This window comes from Gemmatimonas aurantiaca T-27, assembly GCF_000010305.1.
In the GTDB taxonomy this organism is placed as follows: Bacteria; Gemmatimonadota; Gemmatimonadetes; order Gemmatimonadales; family Gemmatimonadaceae; genus Gemmatimonas; species Gemmatimonas aurantiaca.
In genome coordinates this window covers 1,464,689-1,483,851 of record NC_012489.1, presented here as the reverse complement: position 1 = coordinate 1,483,851, position 19,163 = coordinate 1,464,689, and the positions used below count along the sequence as shown (strand labels likewise).

Here is a 19,163-nt window from a genome sequence, read left to right as displayed (position 1 = left end):
TCCCGCCCCTGCCCGGGCGAGACATTCCAAGGATGACCGCTTCCGCACTGATCGCTCCGTCCATCGACGACATCCGCGCCGCGGCGGCGCGCATTGCGCCACACGCCGCGGTCACCCCGCTGCTGGAATCTCCCGCACTCGACGCCGCGGCCGGCGGTCGTGTATTGCTCAAGGCCGAGGTGCTGCAACACACCGGTTCGTTCAAATTGCGCGGCGCGCTCAATCGCCTGCTGCAACTCTCTCCCGAAGAGCGCACACGCGGCGTGGTGGCTTTTTCGTCGGGTAACCACGCGCAGGCCGTCGCCTACAGCGCCACCCTGCTCGGCATGCGCTCCACCATCGTGATGCCGAAAGACGCGCCGTCGCTCAAGATCGAACGCACGCGCGCGTTCGGTGCCGAGGTGGTGCTGTATGACCGGTACACGGAAGATCGTGTGGCGATCGGGCGGGCCATCGCGGCAAAGACCGATGCCACGGTCGTGCCACCCTTCGAAGACCCGCATGTGGTGGCGGGTCAGGGCACGCTGGCACTCGAAGCGCTGCAGCAGGCGACCGCGCGCGGTGCCACGCCCGATCGCCTGTACGTGAACTGTGGCGGCGGCGGGCTCACAGCAGGGTGTGCTATCGCGGCGGAAGCCGTGTCACCAGGTACGGTGGTGCATCCGTGCGAACCGGAGCACTTCGACGACACGGCCCGCTCGCTCGAGCTCGGATATCGCGTGGCCAACGAGCCGGGTCATCGATCCATCTGCGATGCCATCGTGACCGATATTCCGGGTGAGTTCACGTTCTCGATCAATCAACCGCGCGTGGGTGAAGGCCTGCGGGTATCGGAAGATGAAGTGTTGGCCGCCATCGCCTTTGCCGTACGTGAGCTCAAACTGGTGGTCGAACCGGGTGGCGCCGCAGCACTGGCCGCCCTGCTCTCCGGGCGGCTCGACACCCGCGGTCGCACAACGCTGGTGGTGGTGACGGGTGGCAACATCGATCCCAAGATCCTCGCGCGGGCCGTCGGAGCGGGCTGATGAACGTGTTCGCGCCCAACGATTGGCCGTGGCCCGCAAAACGCCATCAAACCGTCGATGGCGCCTTGCACTACATCGACGTCGGCGCGGGACCGGCTGTGTGCTTCGTGCACGGCACCCCAACCAGCAGTTACGAGTGGCGTCATCAGATCCGCGCATTGCAGGACACCCATCGCTGCATCGCGCTCGATCACCTGGGGTTCGGACAGAGTGAGCGTCCGGCTCACGCCAGCTACACGCCGGAAGCCCACGCGGTGCGTTTCCGCGCGTTCATGGACACACACGCGCCGACCGAACCGTTCACGCTCGTCGTGCACGATTTTGGTGGACCGATCGCGCTCGACTGGGCGCTGGACCATCCGTCATGTCTCGCGCGGCTCGTGGTCGTGAACACCTGGATGTGGAGTTTCGAACACGACGTTGCCATGTGGAAGCAGGCCCGCCTGGCCAACTCGTGGCTGGTCCGTCAGTTGTACCGGCATCTCAACGCGTCACTGCGCATCCTGATGCCGGGCGCCTATGGCCATCGCGCCCGGCTCGATCCCGCCGTGCACGGATACTACCAGTCGCTGTTCCCCGACGCTGACAGCCGGGAGCGGGTGCTGTTTGCGCTGGCCCGCGCACTCACGCAAAGCAGCGCGTTTTTCGACCGGTTGTGGCAGCGACGGATGGCACTCGATCAGGTACCCATGACGATCCTCTGGGGACTCGCCGACCGGGCTTTCCCACCGCCCGTACTCGCGCAGTGGCGCCAGGCCTTCCCCCACGCCGATGTCACCACCTTCGATGGCGTGGGACACTGGCCGCATGAAGAATCCGCACCGGCATTCACCGCAGCACTTGTTTCGGCTCTCCAACCGCCATCGTGACCATGAGATCTCTTCGCACACTGACCGCGACCCTCGCGCTGGTGGCAGCGCCCATCGGCGCCGCCGAATCACAGCAGCAACCGCAGCAACAATCGCAGCCCGACTACGCTGCGGCGATGCACAAGGAACACGCGCACGAAGTGCCCACCGCATCCCTGGGCGCTGGCATCGCACCGCGCATGGCGGTGGTGGGTGACATGGTGCAATACGGGACGGTCGATGGCGCCGCCGTGCGCGGGTATCTCGCCAAGCCCAAATCGGCCGCCAAGACCGGACCGGCCATCGTCATGGTGCACGAATGGTGGGGCATCAACGACAACATCAAAGCCATGGCCGATCGCTATGCCGGCGAAGGGTACACCGTGCTCGCGGTCGATCTCTTCGGCGGACAGGTGGCCACCACATCCGACGCGGCCATGAAGCTCTATCAGGCCGGCATGGCCAACATCGCCAAAGGTGAGCGCAATGTCGCGTCGGCTGTCGACTATCTGCGCAAGAACGGTGCGTCATCCGTGGGGGCGGTCGGCTACTGCTTTGGTGGACACTGGGCGTTGCGCACCGGACTCGCTGGTGGCGCCAATGTGAACGCGGTGGTGATGTACTACGGTGCGCCGATCACCGCAGCACCGGAGCTGTCGCGGCTCAAGGCGCCGGTACTCGGCCTCTTCGGCGGAAAGGACACCGGCATTCCCGTGGACAGTGTGCGTGCCATGGAAGCGCAGATGAAGAGGGCCGGTCGTTCGGTGACCATTCAGGTCTACCCGAACGCCGGTCATGCTTTCGCGAATCCCACCGGCCAGGCGTACGACAAGGCCACGGCCGACGACGCGTGGTCGCGCACGCTGGGTTTCTTCAAGACCAACCTCAAGTAACGGCCCATGACGACTCGTCGTGACTTCCTGCGCAACGGTTCGGTCGCCTTGGGCGGCCTCGCCGTGGCTCCGTCGCTGCTCTCCGCGACTGGAGCCCCACTCGGTGGATACCCAGGCCTGCTCTCACCGGCGCCACTCCCCCCACTCTCCACCGACGCGCCCACCCGCGAGTTGATGATGGAAGCGCTCGACGCGGCCAAGCGCGCCGGCGCGTCGTGGGCGGATGTGCGCATTTCGCGAAACCGCAACAACAGCGTCCAGACCCGTGAACGGCAGGTCACCGATGTCGTGGATACCGATACCATGGGCTGCGGTGTGCGCGTGCTGGTGGATGGCTGCTGGGGGTTCGCGGCCACACAGGAGCTCACCAAGCCCGGAGTGGGCGGCGCAGCACAGGAGGCTGTGGCCATTGCCAAAGCCAATCGTGTGGCGCGTGATCGTCGTGTCGAACTGGCGCCCACGCCCGCGCATCCGAACGCCACTTGGCGCTCGAGTTATGTGACCGATCCGTTCACGATCGCCGTGGAAGAGAAGGCCGACCTGCTGCTGCGCGCCAATGCCGCAGCGCTCACCGTGGCCAACGTGCGCTTCGTGAACTCGGGGCTTTCGTTCGTGAAGGAGGAACGCAACTACGCCAACACCGAAGGCTCCGTCATCACGCAGGACTATGTGCGTAGCTGGGTGACCATGAGCTGCACCGCCGTAGCCCCTGATCGCTCCGGCACCGCCGTGCGCGGCCCCGAAGTGGTGCAGCCGGCCGGTCGCGGCTGGGAGTACGTGCTCGAAGCCGACATCGTGACCAATGCCAAGGTGTGGGCTGCCGAAGCCGCAGAGAAGCTCACGGCCAAGGCGGTGGAGCCGGGGCGCTATGATCTCATCCTGCACCCGTCGCAACTGTTCCTCACCATTCACGAGTCCATCGGTCACTCCACCGAACTCGATCGGGCAATGGGCTACGAGGCGAACTACGCCGGCACCAGCTTCATCTCGCCACCCGACAAGGTGCTTGGTTCCCTGCGCCTCGGCCCGTCCATGATGAACGTGGTGGGCAATCGCAGTGAAGTGGGCGCGCTGGCCACCATCGGCTATGACGACGATGGTGTGCAGCCCGAAGACTTCCACATCGTGAAGGACGGTGTGTTCGTCGACTACCAGACCACGCGCGAACAGGCGCCGTGGCTGCGGGCATGGTATGAAAAGAACGGCAAGCCGGTGCGCTCGCACGGCTGCGCCTACGCACAGAGCTGGGCCGACGTCTCCTTCCAGCGCATGCCCAATGTGTCGCTGCAGCCCGGCGACAAGGACCTGGGCTGGGACGATCTCATCGCCGCCACCGACAAGGGCATCGCGATGATCGGTCGCGCGTCGTATTCCATCGATCAGCAGCGGTACAACGCGCAGTTCGGCGCGCAGCTCTGCTACGAAATCCGGAAGGGCAAGATCGTGGGCCAGGTGAAGGACGCCGCGTACCAGATGCGCACGCCGGACTTCTGGAACACCCTCGACATGCTCGGCGGCAAGAAGAGCTATATGCACGGCGGCACGTTCAACGATGGCAAGGGCCAGCCCGGCCAGGCCAACGCCGTGAGCCACGGGTGCCCGCCAGCACGCTTCCGCAACGCCAACATCATCAACACGGGACGCGCGGTATGAGCCACATCATCACATCACGTGACGGCGCTCCCAAGTCGCTGTTTGCATCGACCGATTCGGAACAGCGTGCCCCCCTGGGCGTACTCACCCGCGATGAAGCGCAGGCGGTCATTGAACGCGCGGTGAAGCTGTCCAAGGCCGACGCCGTGCGCGTGTCCGTGCAAAGCAATCGCGAGACCAATCTGCGGTTTGCCGACAATCAACTGTCCACCTCGGGCGCGACCACCAACACCACCATTCGCGTGCAAAGTGTGTTCGGCAAGCGGAAGGCCAGCGTGGTGACCAACGATCGCAGCCCGGAAGGATTGCAGCGTGCGGTGCAACAGTCGGAAGCACTGGCCAAGCTCGCGCCGGAAGATCCCGAGTATCTCGGCGAATTGCCCGCGCAACAGTACCAGCCGGTGAATGCGTGGTTTGATCGCACGGCAGACCTCACGGCGGAAGATCGTGCCAAAGCGGCCCTGTCGGCGCTCGCCCCGGCACGGGCCGGCAAAGAGCTCACGGTGGCCGGTTTCATCATCTGCAACGCCGGCGCCACCGCCATCGGTACCAACGCGGGCCTGTTCGCCTATCACCGGGCGACCACGGCCAACTACACGCTCACGGCACGCACCAACGACGGCACCGGTTCCGGTTGGGCCGGCGCGGAAGACAACGATTGGTCGCGGATCGACTTTCAGGATGTGGCCAACCGGGCCATCGACAAGGCGCGTCGCTCGCGTAACCCGGTGGCCATCGAGCCGGGGCGCTACACGGTGATCTTCGAACCGGAAGCGGCAGCCAATCTTGTGGGGCTCATGGGCAATGCGTTCCAGGCCCGCGCGGCCGATGAAGGACGTTCGGCCTTCTCCAAGCCCGGTGGCACCAAGCTCGGCGAGAAGATCGTGGATGAACGGGTGACCCTGTTGTCGAACCCCGCCGATCCGCTTGTACTGGGATCGCCGTTCGACAACGAAGGACTGCCTATGTCCAGCCAGACGTGGGTGAAGAATGGTGTGCTCAACCAGTTGGCGTACAACCGCTTCTGGGCCAACAAGCAGGGCAAGACGCCCACCGGCGGCACAGGTGGTCTGCGTATGGCCGACGGCACGGAGTCCCTCGAGTCATTGATCGCCAGCACCACCCGTGGCGTGCTTGTGACACGACTCTTCTACCTGCGCCCGCTCGATCAGCGTACGCTGATGTACACCGGGCTCACACGTGACGGCACGTTTCTCATCGAGAACGGCAAGATCGCACGCCCCGTCAAGAACTTCCGCTTCAACGACTCGCCGCTGTTCATGCTCAACAACCTCGAAGGCATCGGCAAGAGTGTGCGCACCGCGGGCGGCGAAGGTGGCCCGGGTGTGGTCATGCCGCCCATCAAGGTGCGGGATTTCAACTTCAGCAGCCTGTCGGACGCGGTGTAAGCCATGACCACAACACGCACCCGTCGACGCTGGTGGTGGGCGGGTGCGATGGTCGCGGCGTTGATCGTGCTGGTAGTAGTGGCGGGTCCAGTGACCACGGTGCAATGGCCCCCGTCTCGGGCGACGGTCTCGTCGTTTTCCGATGCGCACGATCTCTCCACCCTCGTGGCACAACTGGAACGTGCCGAGCGCGCCGCGGGCGTGACGGACACCGGCGTCAGCAAACGCATTGTTTTTGCGCGAAGTGATTCGGGGCCAGATGCTCGGCCTCGCCGTACCCCGTGGAGTGTGGTGTACCTGCACGGTTTCTCGGCGACCCGGCAGGAAACAGCCCCGTTGCCGGAAGACGTGGCGAGTGCCCTCGGCGCCAACCTGTTCGAGACCCGACTGCGTGGGCACGGACTGCCCGGTGATTCCCTGCGCCACGTGACGGCGACCGATTGGCTCATCGACACCGAAGAGGCACTGGCCATTGGTCGTGCACTCGGCGATTCCGTGTTGGTGATCGGCACGTCCACCGGCGGCACACTGGCCGCCTGGTTGGCGGAGCAGCCACGTGCACACCGTGAAGGCCTGGCTGCAGTGGTCCTGCTGGCGCCCAATTTTGCGCCGCGTGATCCGGCGGCAATGGTGCTGACGTTGCCGTGGGCCAACCGCGTGTTGCCCCCATTCATTCCGTATCGCGAGTGGACACCACGCAACGATGCGCAGCGTCGCTACTGGACCGTGCGGTATCCGTCGACCGTGCTCTTCCCCATGCAGGCGCTGGTGGAGTATGTGCGCGAGTCACCGCTCGACCACTACGATCTGGCCACGCTCGTGTTCTACAGTGAGGCCGATGCGGTGGTCGACCCGGCCCGCACCGCCGCCTGGATTGCGCGCGTGCAAAACACGAATCGTGCGCGCCTCGAGGTGGTGCCGGTCACGCCGGTGGACGACGACGATGCCCATGTCATCGCCGGACGCATCATGGCGCCGCATCAGACAGAGCAGATCCGCGACCGCATTGTCGATTTTGTGCGCCGTCGTTGAGCAGCGATGGCCGTCCACGGTGGGCCGACCGGAGGACGTCGTCGATTCCGTGGACGAGTGGTGGGACGCGCCGCGTCCGATGCAGGACGAAAGGCAATGGCACCTTGGGCCCGGTTCGATTAGCGTCCAAGGGATGCGGAAGTCACCGATCGCCCGCTGGCTGGCTTTGTTCGTGGGAGCATGGTTGTCACTCGTGCAGAGTGACGCCGGGCTTTTCCATGCATGCTCGGCCGGCAACAGTGCGATCGCGGCACACGAGGCGGCGCTGACCGCTCCGGTGCAGCGCTCCGGGCACGATGTGATCGACCACAGTGCACATGGCACACCGCAGGCGGCCAACCCGGCGCCCGACGTCGCATCACACCATGGATCGTCGCACGACAACCATGAAGGTGGCGACCAGGAGTGCCATTGCATCGGCCACTGCTGCGCGACGGTGGTGCCAACCCTGCATGCCGCTGACACGTATCCCATCGCCTCGGTGGTACGCATCGCGACATCGCAGCCTGGTCGTGCGGCACACGAAGTCATGGCCTCATGGGTCGACTTTGTGCTTCCCTTCCCCACTGCGCCACCGATTGTAGGCTGAGGCCCCTGCACGTTGCCCGTGATCACCCCGGGTAGCGGCACCGGAACGCCTCCACGTATTGGCCTCCTGCAGCATGACAGCTCACCGGCGCCTCGCCGTTTGCTGCGCGCTGCACCTCATACGTCAGCGACGCACTGATCCGCCCTCCAGCGGCCGATCGGCGCGTCTGCTCCATACAATCGGTTGTCTCCCATGCTGCTTTCGTCGATACAGACGCGAGGGCTGGTGCTGTCGCGCACTTCACTGCGCGCACTCGCCTGCCCCGCGTATCGCATGCTTCCCTCCATCGCGACCGCACTGCTCGCGGTGTCGCTGCCGCTCACCCTGCACGCTCAGCGCGTCACACAGGAACGCACCAAGGCGGACAGCGCCGCGCAGGACTCCACGCGCAAGGCCCGCGCCCTCAATCCCGTCGTCACCACGGCCACGCGCGATCAGCGGGAGCTGCGCAAGCTGCCCGTCTCGATGACCGTGATCGACACCAATACCATCAACCGCACGAGCACGGTGTCGTTGACCGAGGCCCTGCGCACCGTGCCGGGTGTCATTGCCGGCAATCTCTTTGGTGGTGATGACGTACGTCTCTCCATCCGTGGCAGCGGAGCGCGCGGCGGCTTTGGTGTGCGTGGCGTGGGCCTGCTGCTCGATGGCGTGCCCATCACCGAACCCGATGGCCAGACCCGTCTCGACCAACTCGACCTGGGCGCTGCACGATCCATTGAAATTGTGCGCGGTCCAGGCAGCGCGATGTACGGCGGCGCCGCGTCCGGTGGTGTGGTGAATGTGATCACCCGCAGTGGCCGTGAACTGCAGGGTGTTTCACTGCGTGTCACCGGCGGCGGGTTTGGCTTCGACTCGGTGAACCTCCGCAAGGTGGACCTGTCCATGGGTGGTGCCCGAGGCGCCTTCGATGGGTACCTGCAGGCGAGCAACACCTCGCTCGCCGGCATGCGCGTGCAGAACAAGAACGACATGCAGCGGGCCAATCTGCGCCTCAACTGGACGCGCCAGCAGGATGGCCAGGCTGCACCGGCTGCCAAGGCGACGCGGATCGGTCTCGATGCCTCGTACAGCGATCTCGATATGCAGATCCCCGGTTCGCTCACCGATGCGAGTTGGCGAAGTGAGCCCTGGGCTGCCGATCCGCTCAACGTGACGGGCGCCTACGGTCGCCGGGAACAGCGGTGGCGCTTTGGCGCCCGCGCCTCGCAGGGGTTGGGCACACGCTTCGGCAGCATCGACGCCTTTGCGTTTGGCACCGCGCGCACCATTCAGCACCCGATCTTCCGCGTGGTGGACCAGAGCACGCACCGGGTGCAGGGCGGCCTGCGACATGCCATCGGATTTGGAACGACCGACGGTGTCGCGGTGCGCTTGAATACCGGACTCGATCTCGATCGTTGGTACGGCGATTCGCGCCAGTGGACGAACGTGGCCGGTCAACAGGGCCGCTCCACGCCGTGCGTGAACGATCGTGTGGCCAACATCGTGCGCACGGAATGCACCAATCAGTACGTGACACTGCCCAGTGTTGGCACGTACACCTCGGCCGACATCACACGCGGCAAGCTCACGCTCACCGCCGGAGCGCGCTACGACAAGGTGACCTTCGATATCGACGACCGCATCCGCCCCAATCTGAGCGTCACGCAGTCGTTCGATCAGGTCTCGCCACGTGTCGCGCTGCGCTACGACGTGCGCCCGGGCGTGAGTGTGTACACCAGCGTGGCCCGTGGCTTTGAGGTGCCCACCAACAGCGAGCTGACGGCCAGCCCCGACACCATTCGTGGTCTCAATACCGACCTGCGTCCGTCGTCGCTGGTGAACTACGAAGTGGGCGCCAAGGCACTGGTGGCCAGTCGCGTGCTGTTCGATGCGGCGGTCTATCGCACGAACGTGACGGGGGAGTTCCTCTCGCGCACGGTGGTGATTCCGGGCGTGGCCTTCCCGCGCACCATTTACGAAAACGTGGGCCGCACGCGGCGCACCGGCCTCGAACTCAGTGCCACCACGTTGGTGGCGCCCTGGATGGACATCGTCACATCGTACACGTACGCGCACTACGTCATGAAGGAGTTCCGCGGCACCGAGATCAATGCGCAGGGGCAGTCGGTGGCGGTGGACTACGCCGGCAAGCTCATTCCGGGCGTGCCGCAGCATCGCGGCGCGACGGAAGTGCGCCTACGTCCCACGGCGTCGATCAATCTCTCGGTTTGGGGTGAGGTACAGGGCAAGACATACGTGGACAATGCCAACACCTCACGTGGCACGATCTACACGCAGGTCACGCAAACCGGAGCACCGCCGCGCATTGTGCCGGTGGCGTTCAGCGCCGTGCCGGGCTATGCACTGGCCCACGGCACGATCTCGTATCGCCTGCCAGAAGTGCGCGGCACGCGTACGGGCACGTCGCGCGCCGAGTTCTTCCTGAACGTCGAGAACATTCTCGACAAGCGATATGCAGCGGCATTGGCCACCAACTCCGGCAATGGTCGCTTCTACTTCCCCGGCGCAGGTCGCACGTTCAACGCCGGTGTTACCCTCAGCACCGGAGGACGCTGACATGTCGTCGCTCACGCCGTTCCCTGCTCCCCGTCTTTTGTGGATCGCTGCGACCACCTTCGTGGCGACAGCGGCCATGGCCGCATGCGGCGGTGATGCGGTGCCCCATGACACCACCACCGTTGCCGCCTCAACCATCGCGTTTGACAGCGCGCACACCCTGTCGGCTGTGACCCAGGTTGGCGCAGCGCCCATTCTCGCGCTGGCACCCGATGGCCGACATGCCACCGCATGGGTCTCGGCCCCTGATGGTGGCACCGACGGTCGTCTACATGTGCTCGTTGCGCGCGATGGTGACACGACGCAGGTGCTGCGTGAGCTCACGGACCCCCTGGGCCCCATCGAGCCACACGGCGAAGCGCCGCCCAAACTGGCTTGGTCGACACGGGCTGGTGGTTCGTCCACCCTCGGTGCGCTCTACGTGGTGGGCAAGCTCGTACCGGGTCGTCGTTTTCCGGCCAGTGCCCTGCGGTTCGTGCGTTCGGATGATGGTGGCGCCACCTGGAGCTCACCGGTCACCGTCACCGATGACACCACGAAGGGGCTCGCCAACGGCGCGGACTTTGGTTCGCACAACTTCCATGCGTTGCATGCCGCACCGGATGGCACATTCTACGTGGCGTGGCTCGATGGACGCGCGGGCAAGTCGGCGGTGTACATGACGCACTCCATCGACGGTGGCGCCACGTGGGCGGCCAACGTGCGCGTGGTGCCCATGACGTCGACGCTCACGGAAGCCTGCCCATGCTGCCGTACGGCCATTGCCGCCGATGCCGATGGCACGGTGTACCTGTCGTGGCGTGCGGTGATCGCCGATACATCGGCGCCCGCTTCATCAGCGGCGCCGGCTACCGGTGGGGCCGCAGACGCTCACGCGGCGCACGGCGCAGCTTCCCCGCAGACCATCCGCGATATCGTGGTCGCACGCAGCACTGACCATGGCGCCACGTGGAGTGAACCGGTGCGCGTGCATGCCGACAACTGGATCTTCGACGGCTGCCCGCACGCGGGTCCATCGCTCGCCGTCGATCCGTCGAAACGTCTGCATGTGGCCTGGTGGACCGGCAAACCTGGCGCGGCGGGTGTGTTCTACACGCAGTCGAGCGATCGTGGGGCCACGTTTGCTGCAGCCACCTCGCTCGGTGTAGCCGAAGCCTCCCAGCCGGCACACGTGCAGCTCGCGGTCGCGGGCACGGGCGCATCCTCCACGGTGTTTGCCACATGGGACGACGGCACGAAGCGCGTGCCGCAGGTAACGCTGCGTGTTTCCCGCAATGGTGGCACCACGTTCGACTCGGCCACCGTGGTCAGTGCACCGGGTCGTTCCGCCACCTTCCCGGTACTCACCGTGGATCAGGCAGCCACGGCACTCACGATTGCGTGGGCCGAACAAACGCTCGAAACCGTGGCGGCCGCCGCGCCGCGGCCGAACATGAAGGATCCCAATGCCTCCATGCCGCTCCCCCGTGTGGGCAACACCCAGGTGATGGTGCGCCGTGCGAAGCTTGGTGGTGTTCCGGCAGCACAGGCGGCCACCGTGGATGATGCCTTCCGCCCGCTCCAGACGGGCGATCAGGCGCCGAGTTACGGTGTGCGGTTGGTGTCGGGCGCGCAGCGTGGTGATTCGCTGCAGATCGTCGAGCCGGGTCGCGTGACCCTGCTCAACGTGTGGGCCACGTGGTGCACGTCATGCCGTGAAGAAATGGCCGATCTCGATGCGCTCTTCGCCCGCTATCGTGCGCAGGGGCTGCGGGTCGTCGCCGTGAGCGTGGATCAGGGTGACCCGGGCAAGGTGGTGCGCTTCACCGAGAAGGAAAAACTCGCCATGTCCATCGGACACGATCCGCAGGGCATCGTACAGCGCACGTACAGTGTGGTGGGTGTGCCGGAGACCTATCTCATCGACGGCAACGGGCGCGTGCTGTGGAAGACCGCGGGCAACATTCACGGCGCGCTCGATGGCGCACGCACCGCCATCGAGCAGGCCTTGGTCAAGCCGGTCGCGCTCGCGCGCTGATCGACTCATGCACGCGGTCGCCCGATCAGGACGACCGCGTTTCGTACTTCCAGTTCTGCGACTTGCCCTCGGCGATCTGCTCGATCGCCTTGAGCAGGCGCCGCTCCCGGGTCTCAGGCTTCTTCGCATCGGCGATCCACTCGCAGTATTCGCGTCGATGCGAAGGGCTCATGGCGTCGAATTGTTTCTTGACAGCCGGTTGACGCGCCAACGCTTTGGCGAGTTCGGGAGGCACCACGAGTGCCGCCCGTTTGGCGCCGGCCTGTGCCGCCGGGCGTGAGGCCTTCACACCGGCCTCGTTGAGCTTCATGGCCTTCTTGATGTAGCGCGTCAGGACGGCTTTGCTCGGCAGTTCCTTGATGCTGGACACACGCCCGAACTGCCCCATCGCTTCATCGCTCATGTCGTCGCCGAGCACCTCGCGCGCGAGCCAGAAGCCAAAGCTGCAATGAGCCTTGAACGAAGCCATGGAGCACAGGATGCCGCCCGAGTAGCTGAAGTTCGGGAAGCCCCATTTGATCGTTTCTTCCACGTCGGGACAGGCGGCATGCACCACCTCGCGAATATGCGCGAGAATGGGTTGTGCGAATTCGGCAGACTTGCCGATGTACACGTCGAAACGAGGATCGCGTGTGCCCATACGTAGCGAGTGGCTGACGGTGTTCAGGGTGTCTTGATACGCAGCAGGCCTTCCTGCGCGGTGGAGGCCACCAAGGTGCCATCCCGCGTGAACACCTGCCCCCGCACGAATCCACGTGCGTTGGCGGCCGTTGGGCTGTCCATCACGTACAACAGCCAATCGTCGGCGCGAAACGGACGGTGCATCCAGAGCGTGTGATCGAGCGACGCGAGAAACAGCTTCGGGTCGCGATACTGGATGTCGTGTGGCGCGAGCGCGGTGGGCAGGAAACCGTAGTCGGACGCATACGCCAGGATGGCCTGATGCATGATGGGATCGTCCGGCAAACGTTCGATGACACGAAACCAGAAGAACCGTTGTGGCACCTTCGAGTGCACGCGCCCGGGCACATAGGGCATGTCGGTGCGCACATCCAGCGGCCGCTCCTGCGTCAGAACGGCACGCAGTTCGGGTGGGAAGGCATCGAGATGGTCGCGGATCTGCTCGAGTTCCGTGGGCAGGCTTTCGGGCGGCGGCACATCGGGCATGGTCGACTGGTGATCCAGCCCCTGCTCCGGCGCATGAAAGGACGCGGACAGATGAAAGATCGCCTCACCGTGCTGGATGGCGGTCACACGCCGGCTCGTGAAGGTGCCGCCATCCCGGGGACGGTCGACAAAAAACACGATCGGCGCCTTGAGATCGCCGGAGCGCAGGAAGTAACCGTGCACCGAATGGGCTTCGCGGGCTTCGTCCACGGTGCGGCGGGCGGCCACGAGGGCCTGCGCAAAGACCTGGCCGCCAAAGACACGGCCGGTACCGAGATCGCGATTGCGACCACGATAGATGTTCACCTCGAGCTTTTCGAGCTCGAGCAGGGTCAGGAGTTCGTCGACAACGCTCATGCGGGGAATATGACGCGGCGGCGTGGCTTCGGGGTGGTTGTGGTGCGCACCCGCCGGCCGTAGCGTCCACGAATGTCCCCCAAGCAACTGCGTCTCGTCCTGGTGATCTTCGGCTGCCTGGCGGCCTTTCTCTGGTCGCAGTTCGGCTCGCCCGATACGGCAGCTCCCGTGGAGGCGTCATCGCCCCCATCCGCGGTATCGCCCTCCGAGGTGTCGCCCTCCGTCGCACCGCCGGCCGCTCCGGCCGCGACACCGTCTGTCGGCGCGCCAACGTCAGAGCGGTTTGGCAGCCGCGGGTTTCGCAATCGGGAGCGCCTGCAGGAACACTTCGACAAACACGGCCACGAGTTCGGCGTGCAGAGTGCCGCCGCGTATCTCGCGCTGGCGCAAGCCGTGCGCGATGGGCCGGTGGGTGAGGACATACTCGAAGCCACCCGCTCCGCGGACGGTGTGGTCTCACGCTATCAGCGGAGTTCCGGCGCATTCCTGGCCTTTGATGCCGATGGCACCATCCGCACCTTCTTCAAACCCAACGACGGCGAGCGATACTTCCGCCGCCAGCTCACGAGACGTCCGCAATGAACGCCGGCCCAGCCTCAGCGACCGATGCACGCCTCGCACAATGGGGTCGCACGGTGGAAGACGTGGAGCGCGGCTATCCGCTCACGTTCGACGACTACCTCAATGACCTCGACCTCCGGCGCACACTCGACGAAGTAGAGCTCACGAGCGACCAGATCGCCACGCTGACCGCTGCCGATACCCGCTTCCGGCAGGCGAGCTATTTGGCGGGCGCCTGCGTCTGGGGGGAAGAGAACGCGGCCGCCGAAGGCTGGACCGCGGAGGCCCAGTGGTACTACTGGCGACTGCCCGTGCACCCTGGATCGGCTTTTCTGGACGAATAGGTCTGGGTGGTTTGCGGGCGTTGACGGGCCGCCTGCGGCGGCGATACCTGCAGGATCAACAGCCGGATAAAAGCAGGATCAAAAATCCAATAGTTGAGTTTTCATCGTCGTGATTCTGCCTTTATCCGGCTGTTGATCCTGCAGGTATCGCGCCCCAAAGGGGCGCCCCACCCGGCAGCCTGCCGCCACCCAGCCCCCATCGCATGTCACAAATATGACCTCCCGCCAGCTCTGACTGACCGTCCGGCTCGGCTATATTTCAAGGCTATGGCCGAAAACGTGCTGCCCACTGAATCCTCCGACGCCACACTCGCCGCCCGCGTAGCCGCGGCGACCGAACTGCTCGAACAGCTCGCCAATGATCGTGCGGGGCTGTTGGACATTCCGGACGACGAACGGCGCCGGCTGCTCAAGGCCGCCGGTGAAGTCTCGCGCCCCGACGCGATCCTGCGCCGGCAAATGGTGAAGGCCACCAAACGGCAGAAGAAGGTGGAGCGCACAGCCAAGCTGCAGGACGCCGAGAATCAACTGCAGGAGACCGGTATCCGTCGCCTGCGCCGGCAGACGGTGTTCACCACGCCGAACTATCTGCTCCCCGGCTCGGACGCACAGGAAACGATTGACGAGGACGAGTTCCGCGAAGCGCTGGAACCGCAGCACTGCTACGTGTGCAAGCAGCAGTACTCGGTCATCCACCACTTCTACGATCAGCTCTGCCCCACCTGCGCCGAATTCAACTACCGGAAGCGTACCGAGTCCGCCGACCTCTCCGGCCGTGTGGCGCTGCTCACCGGTGGTCGCGTGAAGATTGGCTACCAGGCCGGCATCAAGCTGCTGCGAGCCGGCGCCCATCTGGTGGTGACCACACGATTCCCGCGTGACTCGGCGCAGCGCTATGCCGCCGAACCCGATTTTGCGCAGTGGGGACATCGTCTCGAGATCTACGGCCTCGACCTGCGTCACACGCCCAGCGTGGAAGCGTTCTGTCATCACATGATGACCACGCACGACCGGCTCGACTTCATCGTCAACAATGCCTGTCAGACCGTCCGGCGTCCGCCCGACTTCTACAAGCACATGATGGATCTCGAACGCGCGTCGCTGAGCGCCATGCCTGACAACGCCCGCAAGTTGCTCGGTGCGTATGAGGGCGTGCGCGGCTATCACATGCTGCCCGAAGCGGGTGCCGCTTCTGACGAATCATTGTCACCGGCCACACTGCCGCGGGCGCTGGCCGAAGTGGCTGGTATCACGCATGCCGCCGAACTGTCGCAGGTCGCGCTGCTCGAGGAAGAACACCGCGAACAGTCCCATCTCTTTCCGGAAGGGCGACTCGATCAGGATCTGCAGCAGGTGGATCTGCGCGATCGCAACTCGTGGCGCTTGCTGATGCACGAAGTGCCGAGCGTGGAGCTGCTCGAAGTGCAACTGGTCAACGCCATCGCCCCGTTCCTGCTGAACGCGCGGCTCAAGCCACTCATGATGCGCACGCCCGAGCGCGACAAGCACATCGTGAATGTCAGCGCGGTCGAGGGGCAGTTCTATCGCAAGTTCAAGACGACCCGCCATCCGCACACCAACATGGCCAAGGCCGCGCTCAACATGATGACGCGTACCTCGGCCGCCGACTATGTGAACGACGGCATCCACATGAATGCCGCCGACACCGGCTGGGTCACCGACGAGGACCCCGTCCACATTGCCGCCCGGAAGGTGGAGGAGCACCGATTCCACCCGCCCCTGGACATCGTGGACGGCGCGGCCCGAATCGTGGATCCCATCATCGACGGCATCAACACCGGCGAGCACATGTGGGGCAAGTTCCTCAAGGACTACAAGCCGACGGATTGGTAGCCACATTGGGGGCGGGCGGCCCCTAAACGCCGCCCCGGGCTCGGACGTACTTTCCAGTGTCCGTCTCCTTCCCTTTCGGAGCCCCCTCGTATGTCCGTGTTTTCCCCCAAGCGTCTCGCCGCCCCGCTGGCGCTGCTGGCCGCCGCTCCATTCTCCGTGGCCATGGCGCAGAACGCCGCCGGCGCCGCCACCAGCGCTCCGGCCACCAATGGTAGCTGGGACCCCCAGCGTGCCCTGCGCGCCGAGACCTTCATCAAGCCGCCCGAGAACATCGAGCGCATGGTGATGACGCCGCGTGTGGACATTTCCTTCGAGAACCAGAGCCCGGACCGGCGCTGGTTCCTGCGCCCCACCGGCGCGGATCGCGGCGACATCAAGGCGTACGGCGCGCCTCACATCTGGCTCGGCGGCCTCCAGGTGGACACCCGCGCCAACCGTGCCCGCAGTGTGACCACCAGCAACCGTAGCGGCATCGAACTCGTCGATCCGCGCACGGGCAGCACGCGGGCGCTGCAGGTGCCGGCCGGGGCTTCGATCAGCGCCCCGGTCTGGTCACCCACCGGTTCGCACGTGGCCTTCATCGCGAACTTCCCCACGGCCAGCTATGCGTATGTGGCCGATGTGAACACGGGCAAGTCGACCCGCCTCAGCGAGCGTCCGCTGCTTGCCACATTTGTCACGGACCTCGAATTCACCGGCGACGGCAAACATGTCGTGACGGTGCTGGTGCCTACGGCACGCGGCGCTCTGCCCACCCATGGTGCCGGCGACATCGAAGACGGTCCGCAGGTGCGCCTCACCGAATCGCGCGCCGTGCCGCAGCCCGTGCACTTCTCGTTGCTCAAGGACCCGCACGACAAGGCACAACTGACCTACTACACCACGGGTCAGGTCGCCCTCATCGATGTGCGGAGCAAGGCCGTGCGCAACATCGGCGCGCCTACGATGGTCCGGGATCTCTCCGCGTCGCACGACGGCGCGTGGGTCCGCGTGACACGGATGGTGGAGCCGTTCTCGTACCTGGTACCGGTCAACAACTTCGGCACGGTGCAGGAACTGTGGGACGGCACCGGCAAGGTGGTGTCGACACTCGCCCGCACACCACTGCGTGAAGCCCAGGCTGGCGGCGGTGGGTTTGGCGGCGGCGATGCGGTGGCCGCGTCCGACACGACCAAGCGCAACCTGCAGTGGTACCCCATCGGGGCGGGCATCCTGTATCTCAAGAATGTGCCGGGTGCGGCGCCCGCAGCGCCGGCCGGTGGCCGGAGTGGCGGCCCCAATGGCGCAGCAGGTGACAGCACGGTCACGCGCGGCCAGGGCATGGGCGCCGGTGCGCCGATTCGTGTGCAGGCCGCCAAGGGACAGATCGTGTTGTGGCGCGCGCCGTACGGCCCCAATGACACCACGGTGCTCTATCAGGGTGGCCCGCAGCTCACCAATGTCGCGTTCAGCACCGACAGCACCACGATGTTCGTGGCCGACAGCGGCGCGGTCATCGCCGTGCGCGTGAAGGAACCGACCCAGCGTTTCAATCTCGGTCGCAATGTGCGTCTGCCCGCCGCAGGCGGCGGCCCCTTTGGTGGCGGCGGGTTTGGTGGTGCGGCACAGAACACCGACTCCACCGCGGGCCAGCTCGTGGCGCGTCGGGTGCACGGCGTCAACTACGTGCTGCTGGGCAAGGACGGCAAGTCGGTGGCGCTCACCGGCACGCGCGCACCGGGCGCCAACTGGTACAAGCAGGCTCCGCGTCCGTTCCTCGATCGCATGGACATCACCTCACGGTCGCGCACACGTCTCATGGACAGCCCGGCGGACACCTACGAGTCCTTCGTGGCCGCGCTCGATGACGACGTATCGCAGTTCGTGGTGACCCGTGAATCGCGCACCACGATTCAGGATGCCTGGCTGCGTTCGGCTGGTGGCACCGACGCCAAGCAGCTCACGAAGAACGTCGATGTGGGCCCCGAAGTGAGCGGCGCGATCTCGAAGCGTTTCCAGGTCACGCGCCCGCGTGACGGCACGAAGTACTGGGTGGACGTGCTGCTGCCGCGCGACTGGAAGCCGGGTCAGAAACTGCCGGGCATCATCTGGTTCTATCCGCGCGAGTATTCGAATCTCCAGGACTACGAGCGCTCACGCTACACCACCAACATCAACGCCTTCCGGGCTGTGCCCTCGGCGCGTCCGGCGTCGGCGCAGTGGATGTTCGTGTCGCAGGGGTATGCGTTCATTCAGCCAGACATCCCCATCTACGGCGATGCCGGTCGCATGAACGACAACTACACGCGCGACCTCAAGGAAAACCTCGATGCGGTGATCAACGCGGCGGTCGATTCCGGCTTCGTCGATCGTGATCGCATGGGCCTGGGCGGTCACAGCTACGGCGCGTTCAGCACCGTGAATGCGATGTCGCTGATGCCGAACTTCAAGGCCGGCATTGCCGGTGACGGTATGTACAACCGCACGCTGACCCCGTTCGGGTTCCAGAGCGAACGCCGCAACTTCTACCAGGCGCAGTCCACGTACCTCGACATGTCGCCGTTCCTGCGGGCCGACAAGATCTCGGGGGCGCTGCTGCTGTATCACGCCCTGGAAGATCAGAACACCGGCACCGACCCGATCAGCTCCACGCGCATGTACGCAGCCCTGCAGGGACTTGGCAAGAACGCTGCCCTGTACATGTACCCGTACGAAGATCACTCCGTCTCCACGTATGCGAGCGATCTGGACATGTGGGCCCGCTGGGTCGCGTGGATGGACATTTACGTCAAAAACGCGAAACCTGCAGCATCCATCGTTCCCTGATCGCATCATCGTGACGGCGAAAAAGACCGCACGCGTTTCCCCCGCAG

15 protein-coding genes are annotated in these 19,163 nt (G+C 65.2%); 13 read left to right on the top strand and 2 right to left on the bottom strand.

Features of this window, described 5'->3' with window-relative positions; all coding sequences use genetic code 11:
- Positions 1 to 32 precede the first annotated feature (32 nt).
- The 9 genes from GAU_RS06335 to GAU_RS06295 all read left to right on the top strand — a co-directional run bounded on the left by GAU_RS06335 (position 33) and on the right by GAU_RS06295 (position 12,028).
- Positions 33 to 1,025: a threonine ammonia-lyase gene (locus GAU_RS06335; RefSeq protein WP_012682731.1), complete on the top strand. Its 993-nt coding sequence runs from the start codon at positions 33 to 35 to the stop codon at positions 1,023 to 1,025.
- Positions 1,025 to 1,894 (top strand): alpha/beta fold hydrolase, encoded by an 870-nt coding sequence (locus tag GAU_RS06330; protein WP_012682730.1) that lies wholly within the window; start codon positions 1,025 to 1,027, stop codon positions 1,892 to 1,894. Before GAU_RS06335 ends, GAU_RS06330 begins: the two co-directional genes overlap by 1 nt.
- Before the next feature lie 2 nt (positions 1,895 to 1,896).
- Complete coding sequence (locus GAU_RS06325) at positions 1,897 to 2,766, top strand: dienelactone hydrolase family protein (RefSeq protein WP_052574274.1); 870 nt, start codon at positions 1,897 to 1,899, stop codon at positions 2,764 to 2,766.
- Between the two features lie 6 nt (positions 2,767 to 2,772).
- Positions 2,773 to 4,419 carry a TldD/PmbA family protein gene (locus GAU_RS06320; protein WP_041265320.1) on the top strand — a complete coding sequence of 549 codons (1,647 nt, stop codon included), beginning with the start codon at positions 2,773 to 2,775 and terminating at the stop codon, positions 4,417 to 4,419.
- Complete coding sequence (locus GAU_RS06315; RefSeq protein WP_012682727.1) at positions 4,416 to 5,828, top strand: TldD/PmbA family protein; 1,413 nt, start codon at positions 4,416 to 4,418, stop codon at positions 5,826 to 5,828. The genes GAU_RS06320 and GAU_RS06315 overlap by 4 nt, the downstream gene beginning before the upstream one ends.
- A gap of 3 nt (positions 5,829 to 5,831) precedes the next feature.
- Complete coding sequence (locus tag GAU_RS06310) at positions 5,832 to 6,860, top strand: alpha/beta hydrolase (protein ID WP_012682726.1); 1,029 nt, start codon at positions 5,832 to 5,834, stop codon at positions 6,858 to 6,860.
- Between the two features lie 133 nt (positions 6,861 to 6,993).
- On the top strand, positions 6,994 to 7,449 hold the full coding sequence (locus tag GAU_RS06305; RefSeq protein ID WP_012682725.1) for a hypothetical protein: 456 nt from the start codon (positions 6,994 to 6,996) through the stop codon (positions 7,447 to 7,449).
- A 192-nt stretch (positions 7,450 to 7,641) separates the two neighbouring features.
- Positions 7,642 to 10,011, top strand: coding sequence for a TonB-dependent receptor family protein (locus tag GAU_RS06300; protein ID WP_012682724.1), 2,370 nt, complete (start codon positions 7,642 to 7,644; stop codon positions 10,009 to 10,011).
- 1 nt (position 10,012) lies between these two features.
- Positions 10,013 to 12,028: a redoxin domain-containing protein gene (locus GAU_RS06295; RefSeq protein ID WP_012682723.1), complete on the top strand. Its 2,016-nt coding sequence runs from the start codon at positions 10,013 to 10,015 to the stop codon at positions 12,026 to 12,028.
- 25 nt (positions 12,029 to 12,053) lie between these two features.
- Here the strand turns inward: GAU_RS06295 and GAU_RS06290 are convergent, their stop codons facing one another.
- Positions 12,054 to 12,668 (bottom strand): YdeI/OmpD-associated family protein, encoded by a 615-nt coding sequence (locus GAU_RS06290; protein WP_012682722.1) that lies wholly within the window; start codon positions 12,666 to 12,668, stop codon positions 12,054 to 12,056.
- Between the two features lie 23 nt (positions 12,669 to 12,691).
- Positions 12,692 to 13,552, bottom strand: coding sequence for an acyl-CoA thioesterase (locus tag GAU_RS06285; RefSeq protein ID WP_041265319.1), 861 nt, complete (start codon positions 13,550 to 13,552; stop codon positions 12,692 to 12,694).
- A gap of 72 nt (positions 13,553 to 13,624) precedes the next feature.
- Between GAU_RS06285 and GAU_RS20560 the strand changes: the two genes are divergently transcribed.
- The 4 genes from GAU_RS20560 (at position 13,625) to GAU_RS06265 (ending at position 19,116) form a co-directional block, all read left to right on the top strand.
- Positions 13,625 to 14,134, top strand: coding sequence for a hypothetical protein (locus tag GAU_RS20560; protein ID WP_012682720.1), 510 nt, complete (start codon positions 13,625 to 13,627; stop codon positions 14,132 to 14,134).
- Positions 14,131 to 14,457: a hypothetical protein gene (locus tag GAU_RS06275; protein WP_012682719.1), complete on the top strand. Its 327-nt coding sequence runs from the start codon at positions 14,131 to 14,133 to the stop codon at positions 14,455 to 14,457. Before GAU_RS20560 ends, GAU_RS06275 begins: the two co-directional genes overlap by 4 nt.
- A gap of 267 nt (positions 14,458 to 14,724) precedes the next feature.
- Positions 14,725 to 16,311 carry an SDR family NAD(P)-dependent oxidoreductase gene (locus GAU_RS06270; RefSeq protein WP_012682718.1) on the top strand — a complete coding sequence of 529 codons (1,587 nt, stop codon included), beginning with the start codon at positions 14,725 to 14,727 and terminating at the stop codon, positions 16,309 to 16,311.
- 90 nt (positions 16,312 to 16,401) lie between these two features.
- Positions 16,402 to 19,116 (top strand): S9 family peptidase, encoded by a 2,715-nt coding sequence (locus GAU_RS06265; protein ID WP_012682717.1) that lies wholly within the window; start codon positions 16,402 to 16,404, stop codon positions 19,114 to 19,116.
- Positions 19,117 to 19,163 lie beyond the last annotated feature (47 nt).